Raw genomic sequence first — 22079 nt, 5'->3', positions numbered from 1 at the left:
TATTTAACTCGTTAAAAGAATTTAAATATTGTATTTTATGTGTTAATTAATTGGTTATAATATATATAGGGTGATGTGAAGCCTTAGAGAAGCTTTGTAAGACGAAGGTAGGAGGTGAAAAATAAAAAAAAGCCACAGCTTTTACACTGTGGCTTTTTGTGAGGTATATTTCCTACAAATTACTCTCCCATAAATGGGTATCTGTAATCTTCTGCAGGTACAAAGGTTTCTTTAATTAGTCTAACAGAAGCCCATCTTAGCAAGTTCATCTTAGAACCGGCTTTATCGTTGGTTCCGCTAGATCGAGCGCCACCGAATGGTTGTTGTCCAACTACGGCCCCGGTAGGCTTATCATTTATATAGAAATTACCTGCCGCATTTTGCAACATATCTGTGGCAACTGCAGCCATATATCTATCTCCAGAGAAAACTCCTCCTGTAAGTCCGTAGATACTTGTATTGTCTACGGTTTTAAGCAGATCTCTCCATTTTTCTTCACTATAGTTTTTATCGTCATACACATAAATAGTTACTACAGGCCCAAACAATTCTGTTTCCATAGTTGTGTAATGAGGATCTGAAGTTAAGATTACTGTAGGTTCAATAAAGTAACCTTCAGATTTATCGTAATTTCCTCCAATTACTACTTCAGCATCTTTATCCTTCTTAGCGCGATCTATGTAGCCAGCCAATTTATCGAATGCGCCTTCGTGAATAACAGCATTAATAAAGTTAGTCATATCTTCTGGAGATCCCATTTTGAAAGATTCCAGATCTTCTCTTACAAATTCCTGGATCTCTGGCCATAGACTTTTTGGTAGGTAAACTCTTGAAGCTGCACTGCATTTTTGTCCTTGGTATTCAAATGCACCACGAGAAATAGCAGTTGCTACTTGTTTTGGCTTAGAGGTTGGGTGGGCTACGATGAAGTCTTTCCCTCCTGTTTCTCCTACAATTCTTGGGTATGTTTTGTACTTCTGGATATTGTTACCAATTTTACCCCAAATTCCTTTAAATACATTTGTACTTCCTGTAAAGTGAATTCCGGCAAAATCAGGGCTGTCAAGTACGGTGTTGGTGATCATTTCTGGATCTCCCATTACCATATTGATAACACCATCTGGTAAACCAGCTTCCTTAAATACTTCCATGATTACCTGTGCAGAAAAAATTTGACTGTCACTAGGTTTCCAAACAGCAACGTTACCCATTAGGGCCGCACTTGATGGAAGGTTTCCAGAAATAGCGGTAAAGTTGAAAGGAGTAATAGCATATACAAAACCTTCTAAAGGTCTATACTCTACGCGGTTCCAGTTTCCATCAGAAGAGTTTGGTTGCTCGTTATACATATCTGACATATATTCTACGTTGAAGCGCAAAAAGTCACATAGCTCACAAGCTGAATCAATCTCTGCCTGGTAAATATTTTTTGACTGCCCAATCATGGTAGCAGCATTAATTCTAGATCGGTATGGTCCGGCAATAAGATCGGCTGCTTTTAAGAAAACTGCAGCGCGCTGTTCCCATTCTAATTTGGCCCATCTTTCTCTTGCTTTTAAAGCTTCGTCTATAGCTTGTTCAACGTGCTTTTTCTTAGCAAGATGATAAGTTCCTACTTTATGTTTATGGTCATGTGGAGGGCGAATATCTGCCGTATCTCCGGTTTTTATCGCTTCAGATCCAATGTAAAGTGGAACTTCCATATTGGAGTTATATAGATCTTTGTAAGTGAGTAAAACTTCTTCCCTTTCCGGGGTTCCCGGCGCATAAGATTTTACTGGCTCGTTAACCGCCTTTGGAACGTGAAAAAATCCTTTTCCCATAGTTATTTTGTGTTTTTTTTGGTTTTTAATTATTGTACCTATAAAGGTAAAAAAATTACGTGATTTTTAATCCTTCTGAATGAGCATTCACTAAAGCTTAACTATTTTTGTAAATTCAAGACTTTTATTAAGAAAATTTTATGTGCACCATAAGTCTCACGCCTCATCTTGAAAATCCCAATGGATTTATCTTAACATCTAACAGGGATGAAGCGAGCGAAAGAGAAACCTTTCCGCCCGATTTTAAGTCTGAAAACGATACAAAATTGCTTTTTCCTGAAGATGCCGTGGCCGGTGGAAGCTGGATTGGAGTAAGCGAAAAAAAGAGGGTTTTGTGTTTAATGAATGGCGGTTTTGTCTCTCATAAGCGTGAAGATTCTTACCGAAAGAGCAGGGGATTGGTTTTAAAAGACTGGCTTGTTGCCAATAATATTAAGGCTAAAATTGAAAACTATAACCTGAAAAATATAGAGCCCTTTACAGTGGTGATAGCCGATTGGTCTTCAGGATTATTTTTTGCTGAATTTGTTTGGGATGGGAAAGAGAAATATTTTAAAAAGCTGCCGTTTCAATCGCAAATTTGGTCTTCTTCTCCTTTATATACTTCAGAAATGAAAAAGCTACGAGAAGATTGGTTTTCAACATTTCAAAAGGAAAAAGATCTTTCGGCTGAAAATTTATGGGAATTTCATCATTCCGCAGGGAAAGGTGATAAAGAAATTGATTTAATTATTGATCGCGGTTTTCTAAAAACCAAGAGTATCTCGCAGATAGAATTCTTGCCAGGAAAGTTGATTTTTAAATATGAAGACCTTCAGAAAGAAGAAATCACCAGAAAGGAATTCCCGGGACTTTAATTTAGGGCAAAAGGAGCGCTTAGTTTAAAAGTAGGGATCTTAACCCTGAATTTCCTGGTAGAAGTAAAACTCACCATATTATAATAACCGCTCATGGAGCCAAATGGAGAATTTAGCAGGCAGCCACTCTGATAAGTGTGGGATTCGCCAGGCTTTAAAACAGGTTTCTGCCCAATTACGCCTTCACCCTGAACAATTTCAGTATTATTTAAAGCATCTTTGATCTTCCAAAAACGAGAGGTTAGCTGCACCGAATCATTACTTTGATTTTCTATAGTAATATGGTAAGAAAAGGCAAAACGAGAGCCTAGGTTCTTGAGTAAAGTACCTTCAAAACTGGTATTAACAGAAATCTTTATCCCTCTTGTAACTTGTTGAACCATATATTAGTAAATAGCAAAAGATGCTAAAATTGATATTATTGCTGCAATTCCTGCTAAAATAAAAAATATAAAGTTTAAGAGAATGAACTTTACAATGGTTTTAACACGTCCCTGGCCGTAAAAATTACGCATTGCCTTGTACAAATAGAAGATAAAAACGGTATTGGCAATGGTAAATGCCCAGTTTTTTAGAAGATAATCTACTAGCAATGCCAGGGCGTAAACTATAAAGAAAGTGGTTTGTACATGAAATGCAAAGATTAAATGCTCCATATAGTTAAACGGCCTTCTTAAGTATAGCAGCCAAATGAAAAGCGCAAACACCGGTAGATAAAAGAAAATGATAAATGGTAGCTTATTTACAAAATAATTAAAGAATAATCCCGGGTTGTCTTTTACGGTATTCCAATCTACCGCTTTTTTGTAAAGCCAGTGATTGTAGGTGGTTTGCGGGTAGGCAAGGCTATCCATTGCTGTTTCAGCGTTTCTTATGGCAGTTTCTTTATAAAATCTTGAATAAATATTAAGTTTCCTATTGCTCGCATCTAAATAGCTCATTGTGTCTAACTCTTCGTTAGGCACATAAAATTCCCTATATGATTTTGCCCTGTTCTTCTGTTGATTTTGAATAATGGAATCCAAATTCATATCGCCGGCAGGGGTTGGAATAATGTTCGGGATGTCCTGGTTTAAACTATCCTGTTCAAGTTCCTGTTGTATTGCTGCATCATCGGTAATTGGTTGAATGTTTTCACAAGAGTTGGTAAAACTCCAGATTAAAAAGAAAATAATAGAAGCGCTTAGGTAAAATCTAAATGGATTGGCGTAACACATGCGCTTTCCGTTAATGTAATCTTTTGAAATTTTACCGGGAGAAAATAATAAAACCCTTAGGGTTCTTTGAAAACGGGAATCGTAAGCAAATAGGCCTGAAAAAAATTCAGAGAAAAAATCGTCGAATTTTAATTTTTTGGTGCTGTTTAATTGTCCGCAGGTGGGGCAATATTTATCACTTTTATCCAGTGGAAACTCACAATTTAGACATTTAGTGCCCCTATATTTTAGATCAAATCTATTGCTTGCCATTTTTTTAGAAGGAGTTGGTTAGACTCTTAGTTAGTTGCTGATATTTGTTGAATTTCCGGTGCCTATTCCAATTAATCGGTCATATCTGGCACCCGGACTTCGGTAATAAATCAAAACCTGGTAGGAATTTTCGGTTTCATCAAAATTTCCGCTAAAAAAACCTTCATCGATCGTTCCGTCGGGACGTTTTAGTACATATTTATAATTATAAAATCCTTGTTTAAATAGCCTTGCACCTTCATAAAGATCGGAATTTTCATTGTAATTGAGACGGGTGCTTTCATCTAAATTAAAATTATTGAATGCTCCATAAATATGAACTTCCCCTCCATTTAATTCTGAATAATTCTGAAGTTGAAAATGAACCCAAACATATTCAGCTTCTATCGATGGGTTTTCTGCAGGTAAACTCCTTATTAGAAATTGTCCGTTTATATCGGGATTATAAGTGTAGGGCTCATTGGCACGGGTGCGATCTGTAAATAAATAGTGGTGGTATAGATCTTTTAAAGCAACCGAACTAATATCGGCAGTAGAGGCTCTTAATTCCTTATTGTCAAACTGAAGGTATTCGTTGCCACCCCAAAATGCTGTTTCGGCATCATAGCGATAAACCAGGTCGTTGCCAATGTTGTATTGAGGCTCAATGTTTTTTATACCCGTTTTTAGGTTGTGATTTTTGGTGATTAGCACCTTAACGTTGTTTTCGGGATTTTTCAATATTAAATTAGGAGATTCAATCGTGAAATTCACAACTTGTTTTTCATTTATATATTTAAGATCCCTGGAGCGTCTTAGGTTAATCCTGGCCTGGGCTATATTTTCATAAACCATAAATTTTCGGGAAAAAACCAGTTCTTTCTCAGAATTAAAAATATTGATCATATAATTTCCACTTACTCTAAAACCGCCGGTATCTTCGTTAGGTATTTTAAGCTCGTAGTGAGAAAAGGGTTGAAGCGTGTTGTAAGAATTTAAATAATTAAAGATCCTAATATCATCAAAACCAATTAAATATTCAGTTTTAGCTAGCTGGGTAGGTGTCCAGTCGTAATTATAATGTTCTATGGTGTAATAGTAATCGGCTTCGTCTCCAATTATATCATCAAACTTTAATATTAATGGTTCCCCCAGTTGCAAAAAAGGATTTCCATAGTTGTTTTCTGTGTTTCCAGAGAGCTGAATACTTCTTATATAATTTGGGGCGAGTGTTTCTTTTGCAACCTGGGCGGTCAATACGAGCGATGAAATAGAAAAGAGTAAGAGGGTGAAAAGTTTTTTCATTACAAATAGAATCTGGACAAATGTAATTACAATTCTTATTCCATAATTTTTAACATTTCATTTTAACAGTTTTAAATGCTTAAAAATCTTTGGTTTCTTGGGAAAAGTGTGCTTAAAATTCCTAAATTTGCACGACTCAAAACAAAAAATTTTTAACATACACTCCATCCTATGTCAAAAGACATTCGAATTAAAAGAGGATTATCTCTAAAATTAGAAGGGGAGGCGGAAAAAGAGCTTGTAAAAGCTCCAAGGTCTAAGACCTACGCAATCAAACCGCCAGATTTTCACGCATTGGTACCAAAAATGGTTTTAAAAGAAGGGGCTAAAGTCCTTGCCGGTGATGAACTTTTCTTTTCAAAATACACTGATGAAATACGTTTTACCAGCCCTGTAAGTGGGGTGCTTAAGTACATTAAGCGAGGGGAAAAGCGTAAGATCATGGAAGTGATTATAGAGGCCGATCCTGAAGACACTTACAGAGATTTTGGAAAAATGGACGCTGCTTCTTCTGATGCTGAAGCTGTAAAACAACGCATTTTAGAAAGTGGTTGTGGTGCATTTATTAATCAACGGCCTTACGATATTATAGCCGATCCTAAAGATACGCCAAAAGCTATCTTTATTTCTGCAGTAAGTACGGCGCCACTAGCTCCAGACTGGGGTTTTATTTTGAAAGATAAGCTAGCTGCTTTTCAGGAAGGAATAAACGCGCTAAAAAAACTTACTCCGGGTAAAGTACACCTGGGTGTAGATGCTAGCTCGGCACAATATTTAAAGGATATTAAAGGAGTGGAACTTCATACCGTAAAAGGGCCACACCCTGCAGGAAATGTTGGGGTTCAAATTCATAAAATAGATCCTGTTAATCAGGGTGATAGAGTTTGGACTGTGAATCCTGAAGATGTAACGATTATTGGAAATCTTTTCCTTACGGGAAATTATATTGCCGATAAAACTGTTGCAGTAACAGGTAGTGAAGCTACTAACCGCAAGTATTTTTCAACAAAAATTGGAGCTGAGGTTTCAGATCTTATTCAAAAAGTTGATGAAGATGTGCGTATCGTTTCAGGAAATGTGCTTACCGGTTTAAAATTAGCTTACGATCAACACGTGAGTTTCTTTTCTAACGAAGTAACGCTTCTTCCGGAAGGAAACAATTATAGAGCCTTTGGTTGGTTACCATTCACTTATAATAATATTCATTCAAACTCAAGAACTTCTTTATCCTGGTTGTTTCCAAACAGGAAGTTTAAACCTACTACCAATTTAAATGGTGAGGAAAGAGCGCTTGTAGTTACCGGGGAAATGGAAGAGGTTTTACCTATGGATGTTTACCCAATGCAGCTTATTAAAGCCTGTATGGCCGGTGATATTGAAAAGATGGAAAATCTTGGGATCTATGAAGTAGCTCCAGAAGATTTTGCTTTGGTAGAATATGTGAATACATCCAAGATCGAGATTCAGGATGTAATTCGTCTTGGTTTGGATTTAATGATTACTGAAGTAGGTTAAAAAGCAGTAGAATTATGGAATGGATTAGACAAAGATTAGATAAAATAAAGGAGCCTTTTGCACCTGGTAAAAAATATGAAAAGTATGCGCCTGCAGTTAATGCAATAGATACTTTCTTATTTACCCCAAATCATACCACGCAAAAAGGAGCTCATATTCGTGACGCAGTAGATTTAAAGCGTACCATGATCACGGTTGTACTTGCCCTTATTCCGGCGCTTATTTTCGGAATGTGGAATGCAGGTTACCAACATTTTACTCAACTTGTAGATGCTGGTACCATTGAAGCATTTACTTTTTGGGAAGCTATTGGTCACGGCGCATTAAAAATTGTTCCTATGATCGTTGTTTCTTATGCGGTTGGTTTAGGAATTGAGTTTGCTTTCGCTATCTTTAGAGGGCACGAGGTAAACGAAGGATATTTGGTGACAGGATTGCTAATACCAATGATTATGCCTATAGATTTTCCACTTTGGATGTTGGCATTATCTGTAGTATTTGCAGTTCTTGTTGGTAAAGAAGCATTTGGAGGAACAGGGATGAATATTCTTAACCCTGCGCTTACCGCAAGGGCATTTGCCTTTTTTGCGTATCCTACTTATATGTCTGGTAACCAGGTTTGGGTTAGCGAAGCAAGCAGTGTAGATGCAATTTCTGGAGAAACTATTCTTGGTTCTTTGGCAGCAGGAGAGAATGCCAGTTACAGTATGATGGATATGTTCTACGGATTTATTCCGGGCTCCGTCGCAGAAACTTCAACACTTTTTATTCTTTTAGGGGCCTTGCTTTTAATCTTAACAAAGGTAGGAAGCTGGAGAATTATATTGAGTGCGTTTATAGGTGCAGCAGTAATGGGACTTATTTTCAACGCATTGCCTTCAATGGGTCTTACGGGTAATCAACTTACAAACTTCCCATGGTACGGTCACCTTATTATTGGTGGGCTTGCTTTTGGTATTGTATTTATGGCTACAGATCCAGTATCTGCCGCGCAAACTATGAAAGGAAAATGGATCTACGGATTTTTAATTGGTTTCCTTTCAGTAATGATCAGGGTCTTTAACCCGGCATATCCTGAAGGAGTAATGCTTGGTATCTTACTTATGAACGTATTTGCGCCAACGATAGATCACTACGTTATTCAGTCGAATATTAAACGTAGAAAGAAAAGAATTAAATCGGCTACCACACAGGTAAAAACAGCAGTTTAGTTATGGAAGAAAAATCAGTAAATAAAACAAACAGTAACGGCTATACGTTTCTTTTTGCGGTGATTATGGTGTTGGTTGTAGCCTCTGTCTTGGCTTTTACAGCAACCTCGCTTCAGCCTATTCAAAGAGAAAATGTGCGTCAGGAAAAGATGCAGAGTATTCTGGCTACTATTGGTGTTGAAACCGATAGAGCAGGAGCAGAAGAGCTTTATAATCAATATATAACCGAGGCATTAACCTTAAATCAAGAGGGGAATGTAAAAGAAGGCGTAGATGCTTTTACGGTAGATTTGGCAAAGGAGCTTAAGAAAGAGCCTATAGATCAAAACTATCCTTTATATATTGCTAATTACGAAGGTTCTAAATATTATATAGTTCCTTTAAGAGGTAATGGACTTTGGAATGCGATCTTTGGTTACATTTCTTTAAGGGATGATGTAAATACTATTAAAGGTGCCACTTTTGACCACCTTGGGGAAACTCCAGGTCTTGGTGCAGAGATCACTAAAGAATGGTTTAGAAAAAGTTTTGAAAACGAAAAGATCTTTGATAGTAATGGTAATCTAATTGGTGTATCTGTGGTAAAAGGTGATATAGATCCTTCAGATAAAGGCGATAATAAGGTAGACGCTATTTCTGGAGCTACAATTACCGGAGACGGAGTATCTGATATGATTTCAGAAAGGCTTCAGCGTTATCTGCCTTACTTCAAACAGCAAACAGAAATTAAAGTTGCAACTAAGTAATTATGGCTACAGAGAAAAAAAATATTTCAGAAGAGAAAGAAGCCAAAAAGAAGGAAATGATCCTTTTTCTGTCTAATTCAGAAGAAAAAGAGCACTTCCTTTCTAAAGGCAATAGAAAATTATTGTCAGATCCATTGGACGATAATAACCCTATTACTGTTCAGGTATTGGGTATTTGTTCGGCACTGGCAATTACGGTACAATTAGAACCGGCAGTGGTTATGGCTATCGCGGTAGTTGCGGTTATGGCTTTTAGTAACATGATCGTTTCTATGCTGCGTAACTTAATTCCAAGTAGAATTAGGATTATTGTACAGCTGGTAGTAGTAGCATCCCTGGTGGTTTTAGTAGACCAGGTTCTTAAAGCTTATGCTTATGATGTAAGTAAACAGCTTTCGGTATTTATTGGTCTTATTATTACCAATTGTATTGTAATGGGACGTTTGGAAGCTTTTGCTTTAGGAAACGGAGTTTACAAATCTTTCCTTGATGGTGTTGGTAATGCCGCAGGATATGGTTTAATACTTGTAATCGTGGCATTTTTCCGTGAGCTTTTAGGTTCAGGAAAATTATTCGGATTTGAAGTTTTAGGACATAAAGGAGCCACTTTAGCTGACTCTACAGGATTATATGCTTTTGGATATGAAAACAACGGTTTAATGTTGCTTTCCCCAATGGCCTTAATCGTAGTTGGTTTGCTTATTTGGGTACAACGTGCCAGAAACCGTAAACTGATAGAAGAGAACTAAAAGCGCAACAGCTTAAATAAAATTAAATTATGGAATTAATAAATTTATTTGTTAGAAGTATTTTCATAGAAAATATGATTTTTGCCTACTTCTTAGGGATGTGTTCCTATTTAGCAGTGTCAAAAACCGTGAAAACAGCTGTTGGGTTAGGTGCTGCGGTAATCTTTGTACTTAGTATTACCGTGCCTATTAACTACTTGCTGGATAACTACTTGTTAAGACCGGGAGCTTTACAGTGGCTCGGTGCAGAATATGCCAATGTAGACCTTAGCTTCTTAAGCTTTATCATGTTTATTGCGGTAATTGCATCTATGGTACAATTAGTAGAGATGATCGTTGAGAAATTTGCCCCTGCACTATACGGTGCGCTTGGTATTTTCTTACCGCTTATTGCTGTAAACTGTGCTATCCTTGGAGGATCACTTTTTATGCAACAAAAGGATTTTGGAGCTATAACAGAAGCGCTAACCTACGGGTTTGGTAGTGGAATTGGATGGTTCCTGGCAATTCTTGGTATTGCAGCTATTCGTGAAAAAATAGCTTACTCTAATGTGCCTGCTCCATTAAAAGGTTTGGGGATAACATTTATTATCACCGGGCTTATGGCGTTAGGATTTATGAGTTTTATGGGAATTAAATTATAATCGCAAAAGAAAGATTATGACAGTTATTATAGCAAGTATAGTAGTATTTTTAGCATTAATACTCATATTGGTTTCTGTGTTACTGGGAGCAAAGGCAAAATTAGCGCCTTCTGGACCCGTGACCATTAACGTAAATGGAGAAAGAGATATGGAAGTGGGTTCTGGAGGAACTTTACTTTCAACTCTGGGAGACAATAAATTATTTTTACCTTCTGCCTGTGGTGGTGGTGGAACCTGCGTGCAGTGTAAATGTATCGTAAAAGAAGGTGGCGGTGCCATTCTTCCAACCGAGGAGCCACACTTTACGCGTAAAGAGATCGCACAGGGATGGCGATTAGGTTGCCAGGTAAAGGTGAAAGAAGATATGAAAATCACTATTCCGGAAGAAGTTTTCGGAATTAAGAAATGGGAAGCTACCGTAGTAAGAAATTATAACGTAGCATCATTCATTAAGGAATTTGTAGTTGAAATTCCCGAAGATATGGATTATAAGGCTGGAGGTTATATCCAGATCGAAATTCCTAAGTGTGAGGTTAAATTTAGTGATATGGATATCACAGCTCACCCTGAAGAACACGATACTCCAGATATGTTTGAAGAAGAATGGGACAAGTTTAAACTTCGCCCACTCGTAATGAAAAATCCTGAAACCGTAGAGCGTGCTTACTCTATGGCTTCTTATCCTGCCGAAGGACGCGAGATTATGCTTAACGTACGTGTAGCTACTCCGCCATGGGATAGATCAAAAGATACCTGGATGGATGTAAATCCTGGTATTGCTTCTTCGTATATTTTCTCAAGGAAAAAAGGAGATAAAGTAATTATTTCAGGGCCTTATGGTGAATTCTTTATTAACCATAGTGAAGCAGAAATGCTTTACGTTGGTGGTGGTGCAGGTATGGCGCCAATGCGTTCTCACCTTTACCATTTGTTCCGTACGCTTAAAACCGGTAGAAAAGTTACTTACTGGTATGGTGGACGTTCAAAAAGAGAATTGTTCTATATTGAGCACTTTAGAGCTTTGGAAAGAGATTTCCCTAACTTTAAATTCTACCTTGCACTTTCTGAGCCAATGGAAGAAGATAACTGGAAAGTGAAGAAAAGTCTTGATGATGATGGAGACGGATTTGTTGGCTTTATTCACCAGGTTGTAATAGATAACTATTTAAGTCATCACGAAGAACCAGAAGATATTGAATTGTATTTCTGTGGACCGCCGTTAATGAACAAAGCCGTTCAGAAAATGGGTGAAGACTATGGAATGCCACCAGAAAACATCAGGTTTGATGATTTTGGAGGTTAAGAATTAAACAATTTAGACAAGCTGTCTAAGAAGTTTTTAATTCGTCATCCTGAATTTATTTCAGGATCTAGGATGTTTTTAATTGAAACATGTTAGAAGCTGAAACAAGTTCAGCTTGACGGTAATAAGGCTTTTTAGACAGCTTTTTTTATTTTTGCACTATGGCGAAATTAAATGATCAGGAGCTACACAACCTTGCAATGAATATTGTAGGAAAAGAACTGGAGGAACAGGGTTACGAATTCCTTGGAGTAAATAGTGAGATAAAAAAGGATCCGCAGTTCGTTGCTTTAAAAGACAAAAAACTTCACTTTGTAATCGTGCGCGCCATAGAATATCCACATAATCCTAAAGAATATGATATGGCATTTCTGCGATCTATTAAAGACCATGCCATTAAATTCAAGGCACGTACATTTTACGCCGGAGTAGGTCTTGCAAATTCTTCCGATTATGAAAAACCCGTTATGCACGGGGAAGAATACGTGGTGAACTATGAAGGCTGGCAGGAAATTTAATTCCCTGAAACTGATATTTATAATTAGATGAAAAAAATTACTGTACTATTCTTTCTTGTTTTACTAAGTATTTCCTGTAAAAATGATGGCCCCCAGGCAAACACATATACCGGAAATGCCCTTGGAACTACCTACCAGGTAAAATATTTTTCTTCCGAAGACTTTAATACTGAAAAGGCTTTAGATTCTATTTTTAAAGTGATCAATACTTCTATGAGTACTTATCAGGATGATTCTGATATCTCCCAGATAAATTCCGGAGCTGAAGATGTAAAAGTAGATGTCCATTTTCAACATGTATTTAAATATTCTGAGCAGGTTTTTAAAGAAAGCAATGGCTATTTTGACCCCACTGTAGGTAGTTTAGTCAACGCCTATGGTTTTGGCCCTGGTAAAGCTTTAAATGAACCAGGCGAAGCTGTTTTAGATTCCATAAGGCAACTGGTGGGATTTGAAAAAGTTAAATTAACCGCCGGTAATACTATTCAGAAGGAAAACCCAAATATCTACCTCGATTTTAATGCTATAGCAAAGGGATATACAATTGATGTTATCGCTGAATATTTGGATAAGCAAAACGTTGAAAATTATCTGATAGAACTTGGGGGCGAGTTGGTTGCCAAAGGACAGAATATAGAGCGCGAATCGCCCTGGATGGTGGCAATAGATAATCCGCAGCAAACTGATGCAGAACGAACTTTACAAACCGTGCTTGCGCTGAAGAACCGCGCGATGGCAACTTCAGGGAATTACCGAAAATTCAGATTAGACAGCGTTACAGGAAACCGCTATGTACATACTATAAATCCCTTAAACGGTAAAGCCGAAAAAAGCAATTTACTCAGCGCATCTGTACTTGCTGAAAATTGCACCCTTGCCGATGGTTACGCCACCGCTTTTATGGCTTTAGGCTACGAAAAATCCTTAGAAATGCTGGAAGAACTGGATAATGTAGATGTGTATTTAATTTATGTAGATGAAGCGGAAAGTATTCGGGTGTTTACTTCAAACGGATTTGAGGAAGCCTTAGTGGAAGATTAATTCTTATAACAAACCGGAATAACTTCCCCTTTTGCAAGACGGTATTTATCAATTTCTTCAGTAGATAATTGATTGGTGTAATCAACTTCTTCAACCTTAAAACCAATACTTTTTAATTTATCAAAGTAATCTCTGCCGTATATTCTTACGTGATCGTACTGGCCAAAAATACGTTCCCGTTCTTTTCTATCGGTAATCGAATCATCCTCAAAAGTATTTTCCCTCTTTAAATCCTGCGGAATTTGCAATATTGCCGTGCCGCCGGGTTTTAGAATTCGGTAAAGTTCGTGCATCGCTTTAGTGTCATCCGGAATATGTTCTAAAACATGATTGCAAAGAATAAAGTCGAATTCATTTTCTTTAAAAGGCAAATTACAAATATCAGCCTTTACATCGGCTAAAGGGGAATTAAGGTCAGTAGTAGTGTAATCAAGGTTTTTAAGCTTTCTAAAGCGTTTATAAAAAGCCTGTTCGGGTGCAAAGTGCAGTACTTTTAGGTTCTTGCTAAAGAAATCGGTTTCATTTTTTAAGTATAACCAAAGTAAGCGATGCCTTTCCAGGGAAAGAGTAGAAGGAGAGAGTACATTTTCCCGCTGGTTAATATATCCGTAGGGTAAAAATTTAGAAAAGCTTTTCCCGTCTATGGGATCGGTGTATTTACTTCCGCGCAGCGCATATTTAAAGAAAGGTTTAACCCAATAACTTACTTTTATAAGCAAGGGGCGGGGAACGGTATTTAAAACTACTTTAAAAAGCTTTTTCATTAAGAATTGCTCGTCCTAGACTTTAATATCGCCCCAGTTTTCACCAGATTTTATACGGTAAAGTTGCATTTCTGAAACACCAAATTGCTTGGCAAGTACTTTAATCCTTGTTTTTCGGTTAGGGTCTAAAAGTTTCTTTTTAAGAATTACTGCCTGCGCGTATGTGAGTTTAGAATAGGTAACTACTCGTCTCAGTTTTCTTTTGCGTTTGTTCTCCTTAACGCCAGGACTATTATGCTGGTGTTGTACCCATTCTTCCTGGGTAGTCCAGGCGAGATTTTCTACGCGATTATCATCTTTTTTAAAATTCTTATGGATCACGTATTTGTCGTCGTCATTTTTCACAAGAAATAATTCAGCAACAATACGGTGCATATAATAGGCTTTATGCTTGTCATTTTGCAGCCTGGGAGAAAAACTGGTATAACCGTTGGTACGGCCACCATTTATTAATTCACCTTCAGGATATTGTACATAACTAATTAATCTTCCGTAGTTAGAAACATCGTATACAAAACGATCCTGCCATTCCTCTTTATGAAGTCTTTTCCATACTTCGCCTCTATAGCTCTTTACCATAGACTTTTGCTTTGAATTCATCTTCTTCATCACTTTCAATTCCTAAAGCTTCATATATATAATCAAAGGTAGACAGAAGTTGTGGTTTACCGTCTACTAGCGCAATATCGTGTTCAAAATGTGCGCTGGGCTTATTGTCTGCGGTTAGAATGGTCCAGCCATCAGGCAATTGTTTTATTCGTTTTGTTCCAAGGTTTATCATAGGTTCAATGGCTACCACCATTCCTTCTACAAATTTTTTACCTCTGCCACGTTTACCATAATTAGGCATTTCAGGATCTTCGTGCATAGTAGCACCAAGGCCATGACCTACTAATTCTCTTACTACACCATAGCCTCTGTCTTCGGTGTATTTTTGAATGGCATAGCCAACATCTCCAACCCGGTTTCCGAGCTTAAATTCCCTTATTCCTTCGTAAAGAGATTTTTTAGTAACTTTTAAAAGTTCTTTTACTTCTGGTTTTACTTCACCAACTTCAAAAGTATAGGCGTGGTCTCCGTAAAATCCATTTTTTAAAGCACCACAATCTATTGAGATAATATCCCCTTCCTGCAAAGGCTTGTCGTTTGGAATTCCATGTACCACCTGAGCATTAGGACTCATACAAAGTGAATTTGGAAAATCGTACATTCCTAAAAATCCAGGTTCGGCGCCGTGATCGCGTATAAATTCTTCGGCCATTTTATCCAACTCCAAAGTAGTTACTCCGGGTTTAATATGCGGCGCAAGCATTCCCAGGGTTTTAGATACAATTAGCGCGCTTTCACGCATTAATTCAATTTCTTCAGGGTTTTTGGTAATTATCATATGTGTAATTTAAAATCGGCCTAAAAATCCGAATTTCTTCTTTTCTTTTTTCTGTTCTCTTATTATAGATCGGTCTTTTAACCGTTGGTATATTTCACCCCAACCCCACATTCCGCCAATATTTCTATCATCTATAAAAATATCGGCCAGGATCTTTCTACTTATATCATCGTCAAAAACCTCTTCGGGATAACTTTTATTTACAGCGTAAAATTTAATGCCTCTTTTTTCACAAAATTTGACTGCTTCTTCTAATTTATCTTCAGCTCTATAAGTCCATAAAATAAGTCTGTGACCATCTTCCTGAAGCTTTTCCAGCGTTTCAAAAGCAAAAAGCTTTGGCTTTCCAATTTCAGGAAATTTATTTTCTACAATAGTTCCGTCAAAATCTACTGCTATGGTTAACGTATTGGGCATAGGGCAAAATTAGCAAGATTAACCGAATATCTCCTTAGGTTCCTGTTATTGGGAGTAAGGATCTTTATACTCTTTACCTTCAACTATTGTAGCAATATCTTCTTCGAGACTTTCTATAGAATATTCTACAAAACGGTCTACTTCCTCGCCATCTTTCATAAAGATAATGGTAGGCACCCGGTGGATCTTATACTTTTCGTCTAGATCTCCCGGAGCTTTTTTAGCATAGTTTACGGCAATACTTGTAAGGTTTTCTCTGTTAAAATCTACTACATCTAATAGCTTGAAAAACTTCGGAACTTCGTAACGGCTATCGCCACACCAGGTTCCCATAAAGAGAAGAATTTCGTAATCATCTATATTTTCCTTTATGGTTTTTACAGCTTCTTCTTTAGGATTGTAATTCTCATAACCTGGAGTAAACCATCTCGAATGAGGAGATTTTTCCAAATCGGCTTTAGTGAATTCACCTAAAAGCATTTCTGCTGAATTTATATTTTCTAATTTCTCTTTTTCATCTGAAACTTCTCCCGCAGTTATAAAAACTCCAAGAAAAAGTAACAATATCTTATTCATCATTTAATTTAAATTAAAGGGTCTTCAGTCATTACTTCTGGCTGCTCGATACCCATTAGTTTCAGGATAGTCGGAGCAATGTTTCCAAGCTTACCGCTTTTAATAGATTTTACGTCTTTATCTAATAGAATTAAAGGTACGGGACTGGTGGTGTGCGCCGTGTTTGGGCTACCGTCTTCGTTAATCATAATTTCGCTGTTCCCGTGATCTGCAATTACGATTACCGAGTAATCATTTTCCAGAGCAGCTTCAGCTACGTCTTTAGCGCAGGAATCTACAGTCTCGCAAGCCTTTACTGCGGCGTCAAATACTCCGGTGTGACCCACCATATCCGGATTTGCGAAATTCAGGCAGATAAAATTAGCCGATTCGTCTTTGAGTTCTGGAATAATTTTATCTCTAATTTCAAAAGCACTCATCTCCGGCTGAAGATCATAAGTAGCTACTTTTGGTGAATTACACATTAAGCGTCTTTCACCTTTAAAAGGTTTTTCACGCCCACCGCTAAAGAAAAAGGTAACGTGCGGGTACTTTTCGGTCTCAGCAATTCTAATTTGCTTTTTGCCCATATATTCCAGGACTTCGCCAAGAGTAGACTTAATATTATCTTTTTTGAAAACTACATTAATGCCTTCAAAACTATCGTCGTATTTAGTTACCGTTACATAATATAACGGCATTTTCTTCATATTGTATTCAGGAAAATCATCCTGGGTTAAAGCCTGCGTAAGCTGTCTACCACGGTCCGTTCTAAAGTTGAAGAAGATTACTACTTCCTTCTCTTTTAAGGTAGCTACCGGCTCCCCGGCATCATTGGTCATTACGATAGGTTCTATAAACTCATCGCTAACATTGTTTTTATAGCTTTCAGCAATGGCTTCAGCAGCGTTGGTGGTTTTCTTACCTTCGCCTTTTGTAATAAGATCGTAGGCTTTTTTAACTCTTTCCCAGCGCTTATCACGGTCCATTGCGAAATAACGCCCAATAACCGAAGCGAGTTTCCCATTGGTTTTTTCTAGATGTTTTTCGATCTCTTCAACAAAACCTTTTCCTGAATGTGGGTCTACATCGCGGCCATCGGTAAAAGCGTGAACATATTTTTCTTTTACTCCAAATTCTTCCGCAGCCGAAAGTAATCCTTTTAAGTGATTGATGTGAGAATGTACTCCCCCGTCACTCAAAAGTCCCATAAAATGGATGGGTTTATTATGTTTTATTGCATAATTAAAAGCTTCTTCCAGTACGGGTTCATCTTTTAAAGTATTCTTTTCTACCGCCATATTGATCTTTACCAAATCCTGGTAAACAATGCGGCCGGCGCCAAGGTTCATGTGTCCTACTTCGCTATTTCCCATTTGTCCTTCCGGTAATCCAACTTGCATCCCGTCGGTGCGTAGTTCGGCGTGAGGATATTTCTCCAGGATACTATCCATAAATGGAGTTTTGGCTTTGGCTATAGCTGAAACGTCTGGGTTTTGCGTAATTCCCCATCCGTCTAAAATCATTAGTAGAACTTTCTTATTCATAATATTAGTTAATTTGGGCATAAAGATAAAAACAAATTGCCGGTATGCTAAATCCACGCTCGCTAATGTTTTATTAAATCTAAATGCAGAAGATTATTTTTGTAGCGTTTTCCCTATTAAATATTTTTGGTAAAGAATTTTGAATTCCCCTATAAGATAAGATTTAAAATTTTAACAATAAACATTATACTTTGGAATACTTTTTTCTTCAATTAATCGTTCTTAAAAAGACTAGTGTGAATATATAATATCTTGGATTATAGCCTTATAAGCCTGTAAATGTTAAAATTTGCGCTCTGAAGCGTTAAAAGTTCAATTAATAAGATTATCTTGTATGTTGGCATTACATTTGGAATTAATTAAGAGAACATTAATTTAAAACAACGTGTATGATTTATAGACTTCTGACTGTATTTGGCGTATTAACCTTCTCTTTCGCATTTACAACAACAGATGATTTAAAAACTAACCTTGAAACTTCAGAAATAGAAGCGATCGCTGATCCAATTCCTGAAGAAAATAACGAATCAAATTTCGAAAATAAAGTCGCTACTCTTTATAGCGAGTTTTCTACCAAAAATATTAGTGTCCCGGCGATGCCTGTGTTCGAAAAAGCCATTAAAGGCTATGAACAATTAGACGAAACTGGTAAAGTGGGTAAAAAAATCCTTACCGTGATAGATTTTGGACTTTCCTCTACAAAAAAACGGATGTGGATTATGAATATGGAAACTAAAAAAGTACTGTTTAATACTTATGTTTCCCACGGAAAAAATACCGGTGGTGAGTTTGCTACCAAATTTTCTAATACTGTAAACTCCCTGCAAAGTTCACTTGGGTTTTACGTTACGGCTGAAACTTACTACGGAAAAAACGGATTGTCGTTATTTATAGACGGTATGGAGAAAGGCTTTAATAGCAATGCTCGTAAACGTTATGTGGTAATTCACGGAGCAGATTATGCTGAACCTAACTTTATAGACAGAATTGGAAGATTAGGAAGAAGCTATGGTTGCCCGGCTGTGCCTAATACCATTGCTAAAGATGTAATAGATACTATCAAAGAAGAATCGGTAGTATATATCCATAAGAATAATAAAGATTACCTAAGTAAATCTACCCTGCTGAACTAATTAATTTTCAGTAAGTAATTTATAGATGGCAGCATCTCTTTTGTAGATATCTTCTGCAAAACGGGTGCTGCCATTTTCGTTCCAGGCAGTCCAGTATAGATGGTGTACATTCACGTTTTGCGTAACCTTGATGGTTGTGGTTTTCCCGGAATTAATGATTTCCTGAATTTTATCATCATCATATTTTGGCTGATCGTTTAAAAGAGTTTTAGCTAACTCTAAAACGCCCTGCACTCTTACACAACCAGAACTTTGCGCCCTAATATTTTTATTGAAAAGGGATTTTGAGGGTGTATCGTGTAGGTATATCATATATTGATTTGGGTAGATGATCTTAACCAAACCAAGCGGATTTGCCGGCCCGGCTTCCTGCCTAAAAGTATAACCTCTCACTTTAGAAGAAGACCAGTTAACTTCGTGCGGATTCATTTTTTCACCACTCTGATTAAAAATGCTGAAATTCTTCCTGTTTATATAATCGGGATCTTTGGAAGCTGAAGGGATCACATCTTTGCTCTTAATCGTGGGCGGAATAGTCCAGGTTGGATTATAAACTATATGTTCTACCTTATCTGAGAAAACAGGGGTTTTTCTGGCTTCAGTACCCACCAAGGTGCGGTGTGTGGCAAGAGTGTCTTGACCTTTAACCAGATGCAAGCGATAATTTGCAATATTTACAATGATATATTGTTCGCCCAGATCTTTGGGATACCAGCGCCAGCGTTCCAGGTTCACTAAAATCTGTTCCAGTCTGTCCTGATAGGTCTTATTAAGGGTTTTAATTGTGCCGCCGCCAATCACGCCATCGGTTTCAATGCCATACTTTTCCTGGAATTCCTTAACTGCTTCCTGTAAAGGTTCATCGTAGGTAATAAGACTGTCTGCAATTTCATTATCCCAGTAGCCTAATTCTTTTAAGCGCCTTTTTATATTAGGAATTCGCTCGTCTTTTTCATCGGCTTTAATGCTCTCTCCTTCTTCGGAAATAAAAATGGGGTCTTTTTCGTTTTCTGCCAGTTCCCTGTATTCTTTTAAACTGCGTTTTAAACCTTTATAGACCTCGTGTTTTGGTACTACAGAATCTATAGCCGCCAGAATATTGTTTTGCTCAACTCCGTGATCTAAGAGTCCCGGGAGGTCTATTTTATTGCTTTCTACACCCCAAATACTATAAATTTCTTTAGGATCTAATTTCCCTGAATTATAATCTGAAGTAAGGCTGAAAAAAGCATCGGTCAGGATAATTTCGGTCAAGCTGCGTTCTTCATCATCTAATTCCGATAAATTAGAAAGAGACTTTTTTAGGTAGCTTAAATGATAATCCTCTGGCTCCAGGCCGTCTTCTTCAGCTCTTTCTATACCTCGGTAAAGATCTTCCCGTAACGCCCTATCGGTCCAAATTGGTTTATAATCACGTTTTGAATATATAGAATCAAGTAAATCGGGATATTGCAGATCTATATTTCCAACGGAATTGGAAAGCGTGGAGAATCTTTTGGCAATTAAATCAGCTGAAGCCAATTTCTCAATAACTACTGCTTCTTCCTCTTTTGAAGTTTCAATTCCCGTTTTTTGATCTTCTTCACAAGAAAATAAAATCATTAAACCAAGGAATAATAGTAAACGGGGGAACTTCATAAAAGAGGAAAAAGTTAGTAGGTTTTTAAGCTCTTACATCGTTGTAAGACTTGTTTCTGTCAAATTGCACTTCAGCGAAAGGGCATAGGGGCTCTATCTTATAATTATTTTCACGAGCAAATTCTACACTATGGGCCAGCAGCTTGGTGGCAATTCCCTGGCCTTCCAGTTCTGGTCTAACCTCTGTGTGATCTATAACAAGAATATCTCCTGCCTTCTTTTGATACGTTAGCTCTGCGTAAATTCCTTTTTCATCTTTCACAAAGAACATTCCGCGGCTATCGTTTTCACGATGTTTAATATCCATAAATTATTTCTTGAAAATACCGTCAACAATTCCGTAGTCTAAAGATTCCTGGGCATCCATCCAGTAGTCACGATTAAAATCTTTAAGTACCTTTTCTATAGTTTGCCCACAATTATCAGCAAGAAGCTTTGCACTTAATTCCCGGGTTTTTAAGATTTCGTTCGCCTGGATTTCGATGTTTGAAGCTTGTCCTCTAGCGCCACCCATAGGTTGGTGGATCATAACTTTTCCGTGTGTTTGTATAAACCTTCTGCCTTTTGTTCCGCCAGAAAGTAAAATAGAACCCATAGAAGCGGCTAGACCGCTACAAATGGTTGAAACAGGGCTTTTAAGGCTTTGCATAGTATCGTAAATCGCAAATCCGTCGGTTACATAACCGCCGGGACTATTAATAAAAAACTGGATTTCCTCATCTCCTTCCATATCAAGATAAAGAAGTCTGTCTATAACGTGTTTGGCTGATTCATCGTTGACTTCACCCCAAAGAAATACTTTACGTTCTTTAAGGAATTTTGCGTCTATTAGGTCCTGGGTTTTACCGGGTTTATTACTCATAAGAAATTGATTTAAGATGTATTCTGTTAGGCATTAAAAATAAGATTTATTTGTCGGAACACTTGTTTTTTAATTACCCATTTAACAAGATTTTATCGCTTCATTTTATTTTTACTCTGAATATTAAGTAAATAGGATAGCAGAGTCTAAAAAGTTTAATTTTCCTTTGGAAATTGAAGGGTTTAAACTTTATATTTGCAGAACAAATGCGGGAGTAGCTCAGTTGGTAGAGCGTCAGCCTTCCAAGCTGAATGTCGCCGGTTCGAACCCGGTCTCCCGCTCTAAAAAGAACCTTCACATTTAGTGAGGGTTTTTTTATGCAAAAGAATGATGAAAATTCGCCGGGTGAGAAGCCTGTCCCGATCGGAGCCTCCTAAGGCGTAATATCGGGAAACCCGGTCTCCCGCTCTCAGAAGAGAAGTTGTTTGAAAAGTATAGTTTCGTCAAGCTGAACTTGTTTCAGCTTCTAACTTGTTCTGATTATCGACATTTTAGATCTCCGAATAAATTTCGGAGCAAGCTCTGAAATAAATTCAGGATGACGGTTTTAGAACTTTTTACGTGACATCTTTTTTCTGTCAAAAACGATGAAAATTCGCCGGGTGAGAAGCCTTTC

23 protein-coding genes and 1 tRNA gene are annotated in these 22079 nt (G+C 37.4%); 11 read left to right on the top strand and 13 right to left on the bottom strand.

What is annotated here, in order from left to right; translation table 11 throughout:
• Positions 1-179 precede the first annotated feature (179 nt).
• Positions 180-1823 carry an L-glutamate gamma-semialdehyde dehydrogenase gene (gene pruA, locus B5440_RS14210; RefSeq protein WP_070054640.1) on the bottom strand — a complete coding sequence of 548 codons (1644 nt, stop codon included), beginning with the start codon at positions 1821-1823 and terminating at the stop codon, positions 180-182.
• 140 nt (positions 1824-1963) lie between these two features.
• Here pruA and B5440_RS14205 point away from each other — a divergent pair, with 140 nt between their 5' ends.
• Entirely contained in the window at positions 1964-2680 is a 717-nt protein-coding gene (locus B5440_RS14205; protein ID WP_070054639.1) for an NRDE family protein, read from the top strand.
• Here the strand turns inward: B5440_RS14205 and apaG are convergent.
• The 3 genes from apaG to B5440_RS14190 are packed head-to-tail and all read right to left on the bottom strand — an operon-like array spanning position 2677 to position 5433.
• Positions 2677-3063 (bottom strand): Co2+/Mg2+ efflux protein ApaG, encoded by a 387-nt coding sequence (gene apaG, locus B5440_RS14200; RefSeq protein WP_070054638.1) that lies wholly within the window; start codon positions 3061-3063, stop codon positions 2677-2679. The two genes, B5440_RS14205 and apaG, sit on opposite strands and share 4 nt — an antisense overlap.
• Before the next feature lie 3 nt (positions 3064-3066).
• Positions 3067-4149, bottom strand: a complete 1083-nt coding sequence (locus tag B5440_RS14195) for a DUF3667 domain-containing protein (protein WP_070054637.1) — start codon at positions 4147-4149, stop codon at positions 3067-3069.
• 30 nt (positions 4150-4179) lie between these two features.
• Entirely contained in the window at positions 4180-5433 is a 1254-nt protein-coding gene (locus B5440_RS14190; RefSeq protein ID WP_070054636.1) for a type IX secretion system plug protein, read from the bottom strand.
• 171 nt (positions 5434-5604) lie between these two features.
• On the opposite strand from B5440_RS14190, the gene B5440_RS14185 reads away from it, so the two are divergent.
• The 8 genes from B5440_RS14185 to B5440_RS14150 all read left to right on the top strand — a co-directional run bounded on the left by B5440_RS14185 (position 5605) and on the right by B5440_RS14150 (position 13160).
• Complete coding sequence (locus tag B5440_RS14185) at positions 5605-6948, top strand: Na(+)-translocating NADH-quinone reductase subunit A (protein WP_070054635.1); 1344 nt, start codon at positions 5605-5607, stop codon at positions 6946-6948.
• 14 nt (positions 6949-6962) lie between these two features.
• The gene (locus tag B5440_RS14180) at positions 6963-8159 is read left to right on the top strand and encodes an NADH:ubiquinone reductase (Na(+)-transporting) subunit B (protein ID WP_070054634.1); all 1197 of its coding nucleotides are present in this window, start codon (positions 6963-6965) and stop codon (positions 8157-8159) included.
• A gap of 2 nt (positions 8160-8161) precedes the next feature.
• Positions 8162-8905 carry a Na(+)-translocating NADH-quinone reductase subunit C gene (locus tag B5440_RS14175; protein ID WP_070054633.1) on the top strand — a complete coding sequence of 248 codons (744 nt, stop codon included), beginning with the start codon at positions 8162-8164 and terminating at the stop codon, positions 8903-8905.
• A 2-nt stretch (positions 8906-8907) separates the two neighbouring features.
• Positions 8908-9654 carry an NADH:ubiquinone reductase (Na(+)-transporting) subunit D gene (locus tag B5440_RS14170; RefSeq protein ID WP_070054632.1) on the top strand — a complete coding sequence of 249 codons (747 nt, stop codon included), beginning with the start codon at positions 8908-8910 and terminating at the stop codon, positions 9652-9654.
• Between the two features lie 29 nt (positions 9655-9683).
• Positions 9684-10298 carry an NADH:ubiquinone reductase (Na(+)-transporting) subunit E gene (gene nqrE / locus B5440_RS14165; RefSeq protein ID WP_070054631.1) on the top strand — a complete coding sequence of 205 codons (615 nt, stop codon included), beginning with the start codon at positions 9684-9686 and terminating at the stop codon, positions 10296-10298.
• 16 nt (positions 10299-10314) lie between these two features.
• Positions 10315-11601 (top strand): NADH:ubiquinone reductase (Na(+)-transporting) subunit F, encoded by a 1287-nt coding sequence (nqrF, locus tag B5440_RS14160; RefSeq protein ID WP_070054630.1) that lies wholly within the window; start codon positions 10315-10317, stop codon positions 11599-11601.
• Positions 11602-11762: 161 nt separating this feature from the next.
• Positions 11763-12119, top strand: a complete 357-nt coding sequence (locus B5440_RS14155; protein WP_070054629.1) for a Na(+)-translocating NADH-quinone reductase subunit F — start codon at positions 11763-11765, stop codon at positions 12117-12119.
• A 27-nt stretch (positions 12120-12146) separates the two neighbouring features.
• The gene (locus B5440_RS14150; protein ID WP_070054628.1) at positions 12147-13160 is read left to right on the top strand and encodes an FAD:protein FMN transferase; all 1014 of its coding nucleotides are present in this window, start codon (positions 12147-12149) and stop codon (positions 13158-13160) included.
• Here the strand turns inward: B5440_RS14150 and B5440_RS14145 are convergent.
• The 6 genes from B5440_RS14145 to gpmI are packed head-to-tail and all read right to left on the bottom strand — an operon-like array spanning position 13157 to position 17830.
• Positions 13157-13924 carry a class I SAM-dependent methyltransferase gene (locus tag B5440_RS14145; protein WP_070054627.1) on the bottom strand — a complete coding sequence of 256 codons (768 nt, stop codon included), beginning with the start codon at positions 13922-13924 and terminating at the stop codon, positions 13157-13159. The two genes, B5440_RS14150 and B5440_RS14145, sit on opposite strands and share 4 nt — an antisense overlap.
• Before the next feature lie 15 nt (positions 13925-13939).
• Positions 13940-14524, bottom strand: a complete 585-nt coding sequence (locus tag B5440_RS14140; RefSeq protein WP_232756023.1) for an HNH endonuclease — start codon at positions 14522-14524, stop codon at positions 13940-13942.
• Positions 14487-15311 carry a type I methionyl aminopeptidase gene (gene map, locus B5440_RS14135; protein WP_070054626.1) on the bottom strand — a complete coding sequence of 275 codons (825 nt, stop codon included), beginning with the start codon at positions 15309-15311 and terminating at the stop codon, positions 14487-14489. Before map ends, B5440_RS14140 begins: the two co-directional genes overlap by 38 nt.
• Before the next feature lie 9 nt (positions 15312-15320).
• The gene (locus tag B5440_RS14130) at positions 15321-15728 is read right to left on the bottom strand and encodes a BT0820 family HAD-type phosphatase (protein ID WP_070054625.1); all 408 of its coding nucleotides are present in this window, start codon (positions 15726-15728) and stop codon (positions 15321-15323) included.
• A 45-nt stretch (positions 15729-15773) separates the two neighbouring features.
• Entirely contained in the window at positions 15774-16307 is a 534-nt protein-coding gene (locus B5440_RS14125; protein ID WP_100970643.1) for a thioredoxin family protein, read from the bottom strand.
• 5 nt (positions 16308-16312) lie between these two features.
• The gene (gpmI, locus tag B5440_RS14120; RefSeq protein WP_070054644.1) at positions 16313-17830 is read right to left on the bottom strand and encodes a 2,3-bisphosphoglycerate-independent phosphoglycerate mutase; all 1518 of its coding nucleotides are present in this window, start codon (positions 17828-17830) and stop codon (positions 16313-16315) included.
• Positions 17831-18219: 389 nt separating this feature from the next.
• Between gpmI and B5440_RS14115 the strand changes: the two genes are divergently transcribed.
• Positions 18220-18963 (top strand): murein L,D-transpeptidase catalytic domain family protein, encoded by a 744-nt coding sequence (locus B5440_RS14115; RefSeq protein WP_070054624.1) that lies wholly within the window; start codon positions 18220-18222, stop codon positions 18961-18963.
• On the opposite strand, the gene B5440_RS14110 is transcribed toward B5440_RS14115, so the two are convergent.
• The 3 genes from B5440_RS14110 to B5440_RS14100 are packed head-to-tail and all read right to left on the bottom strand — an operon-like array spanning position 18964 to position 21463.
• Positions 18964-20601 carry a L,D-transpeptidase family protein gene (locus tag B5440_RS14110; RefSeq protein WP_070054623.1) on the bottom strand — a complete coding sequence of 546 codons (1638 nt, stop codon included), beginning with the start codon at positions 20599-20601 and terminating at the stop codon, positions 18964-18966. It abuts the gene before it with no gap.
• A gap of 25 nt (positions 20602-20626) precedes the next feature.
• Positions 20627-20908 carry a GNAT family N-acetyltransferase gene (locus tag B5440_RS14105; RefSeq protein ID WP_070054622.1) on the bottom strand — a complete coding sequence of 94 codons (282 nt, stop codon included), beginning with the start codon at positions 20906-20908 and terminating at the stop codon, positions 20627-20629.
• A gap of 3 nt (positions 20909-20911) precedes the next feature.
• Complete coding sequence (locus B5440_RS14100) at positions 20912-21463, bottom strand: ClpP family protease (protein WP_070054621.1); 552 nt, start codon at positions 21461-21463, stop codon at positions 20912-20914.
• Between the two features lie 208 nt (positions 21464-21671).
• Here B5440_RS14100 and B5440_RS14095 point away from each other — a divergent pair.
• Positions 21672-21744: transfer RNA gene (locus B5440_RS14095), tRNA-Gly, on the top strand.
• The last annotated feature ends 335 nt before the right edge of the window (positions 21745-22079 follow it).

The sequence above is a fragment of the Salegentibacter salarius genome (assembly GCF_900168265.1).
In the GTDB taxonomy this organism is placed as follows: Bacteria; Bacteroidota; Bacteroidia; order Flavobacteriales; family Flavobacteriaceae; genus Salegentibacter; species Salegentibacter salarius.
Note: the sequence above shows the minus strand (reverse complement) of the source record. Positions and strands in the feature narration are given on the sequence as shown.

Coding starts and splice junctions, on each gene's coding strand:
- pruA (WP_070054640.1), bottom strand. CDS start 1,823: ATGGGAAAAGGATTTTTTCACGTTCCAAAGGCGGTTAACGAGCCAGTA.
- B5440_RS14205 (WP_070054639.1), top strand. CDS start 1,964: ATGTGCACCATAAGTCTCACGCCTCATCTTGAAAATCCCAATGGATTT.
- apaG (WP_070054638.1), bottom strand. CDS start 3,063: ATGGTTCAACAAGTTACAAGAGGGATAAAGATTTCTGTTAATACCAGT.
- B5440_RS14195 (WP_070054637.1), bottom strand. CDS start 4,149: ATGGCAAGCAATAGATTTGATCTAAAATATAGGGGCACTAAATGTCTA.
- B5440_RS14190 (WP_070054636.1), bottom strand. CDS start 5,433: ATGAAAAAACTTTTCACCCTCTTACTCTTTTCTATTTCATCGCTCGTA.
- B5440_RS14185 (WP_070054635.1), top strand. CDS start 5,605: ATGTCAAAAGACATTCGAATTAAAAGAGGATTATCTCTAAAATTAGAA.
- B5440_RS14180 (WP_070054634.1), top strand. CDS start 6,963: ATGGAATGGATTAGACAAAGATTAGATAAAATAAAGGAGCCTTTTGCA.
- B5440_RS14175 (WP_070054633.1), top strand. CDS start 8,162: ATGGAAGAAAAATCAGTAAATAAAACAAACAGTAACGGCTATACGTTT.
- B5440_RS14170 (WP_070054632.1), top strand. CDS start 8,908: ATGGCTACAGAGAAAAAAAATATTTCAGAAGAGAAAGAAGCCAAAAAG.
- nqrE (WP_070054631.1), top strand. CDS start 9,684: ATGGAATTAATAAATTTATTTGTTAGAAGTATTTTCATAGAAAATATG.
- nqrF (WP_070054630.1), top strand. CDS start 10,315: ATGACAGTTATTATAGCAAGTATAGTAGTATTTTTAGCATTAATACTC.
- B5440_RS14155 (WP_070054629.1), top strand. CDS start 11,763: ATGGCGAAATTAAATGATCAGGAGCTACACAACCTTGCAATGAATATT.
- B5440_RS14150 (WP_070054628.1), top strand. CDS start 12,147: ATGAAAAAAATTACTGTACTATTCTTTCTTGTTTTACTAAGTATTTCC.
- B5440_RS14145 (WP_070054627.1), bottom strand. CDS start 13,924: ATGAAAAAGCTTTTTAAAGTAGTTTTAAATACCGTTCCCCGCCCCTTG.
- B5440_RS14140 (WP_232756023.1), bottom strand. CDS start 14,524: ATGAATTCAAAGCAAAAGTCTATGGTAAAGAGCTATAGAGGCGAAGTA.
- map (WP_070054626.1), bottom strand. CDS start 15,311: ATGATAATTACCAAAAACCCTGAAGAAATTGAATTAATGCGTGAAAGC.
- B5440_RS14130 (WP_070054625.1), bottom strand. CDS start 15,728: ATGCCCAATACGTTAACCATAGCAGTAGATTTTGACGGAACTATTGTA.
- B5440_RS14125 (WP_100970643.1), bottom strand. CDS start 16,307: ATGATGAATAAGATATTGTTACTTTTTCTTGGAGTTTTTATAACTGCG.
- gpmI (WP_070054644.1), bottom strand. CDS start 17,830: ATGAATAAGAAAGTTCTACTAATGATTTTAGACGGATGGGGAATTACG.
- B5440_RS14115 (WP_070054624.1), top strand. CDS start 18,220: ATGATTTATAGACTTCTGACTGTATTTGGCGTATTAACCTTCTCTTTC.
- B5440_RS14110 (WP_070054623.1), bottom strand. CDS start 20,601: ATGAAGTTCCCCCGTTTACTATTATTCCTTGGTTTAATGATTTTATTT.
- B5440_RS14105 (WP_070054622.1), bottom strand. CDS start 20,908: ATGGATATTAAACATCGTGAAAACGATAGCCGCGGAATGTTCTTTGTG.
- B5440_RS14100 (WP_070054621.1), bottom strand. CDS start 21,463: ATGAGTAATAAACCCGGTAAAACCCAGGACCTAATAGACGCAAAATTC.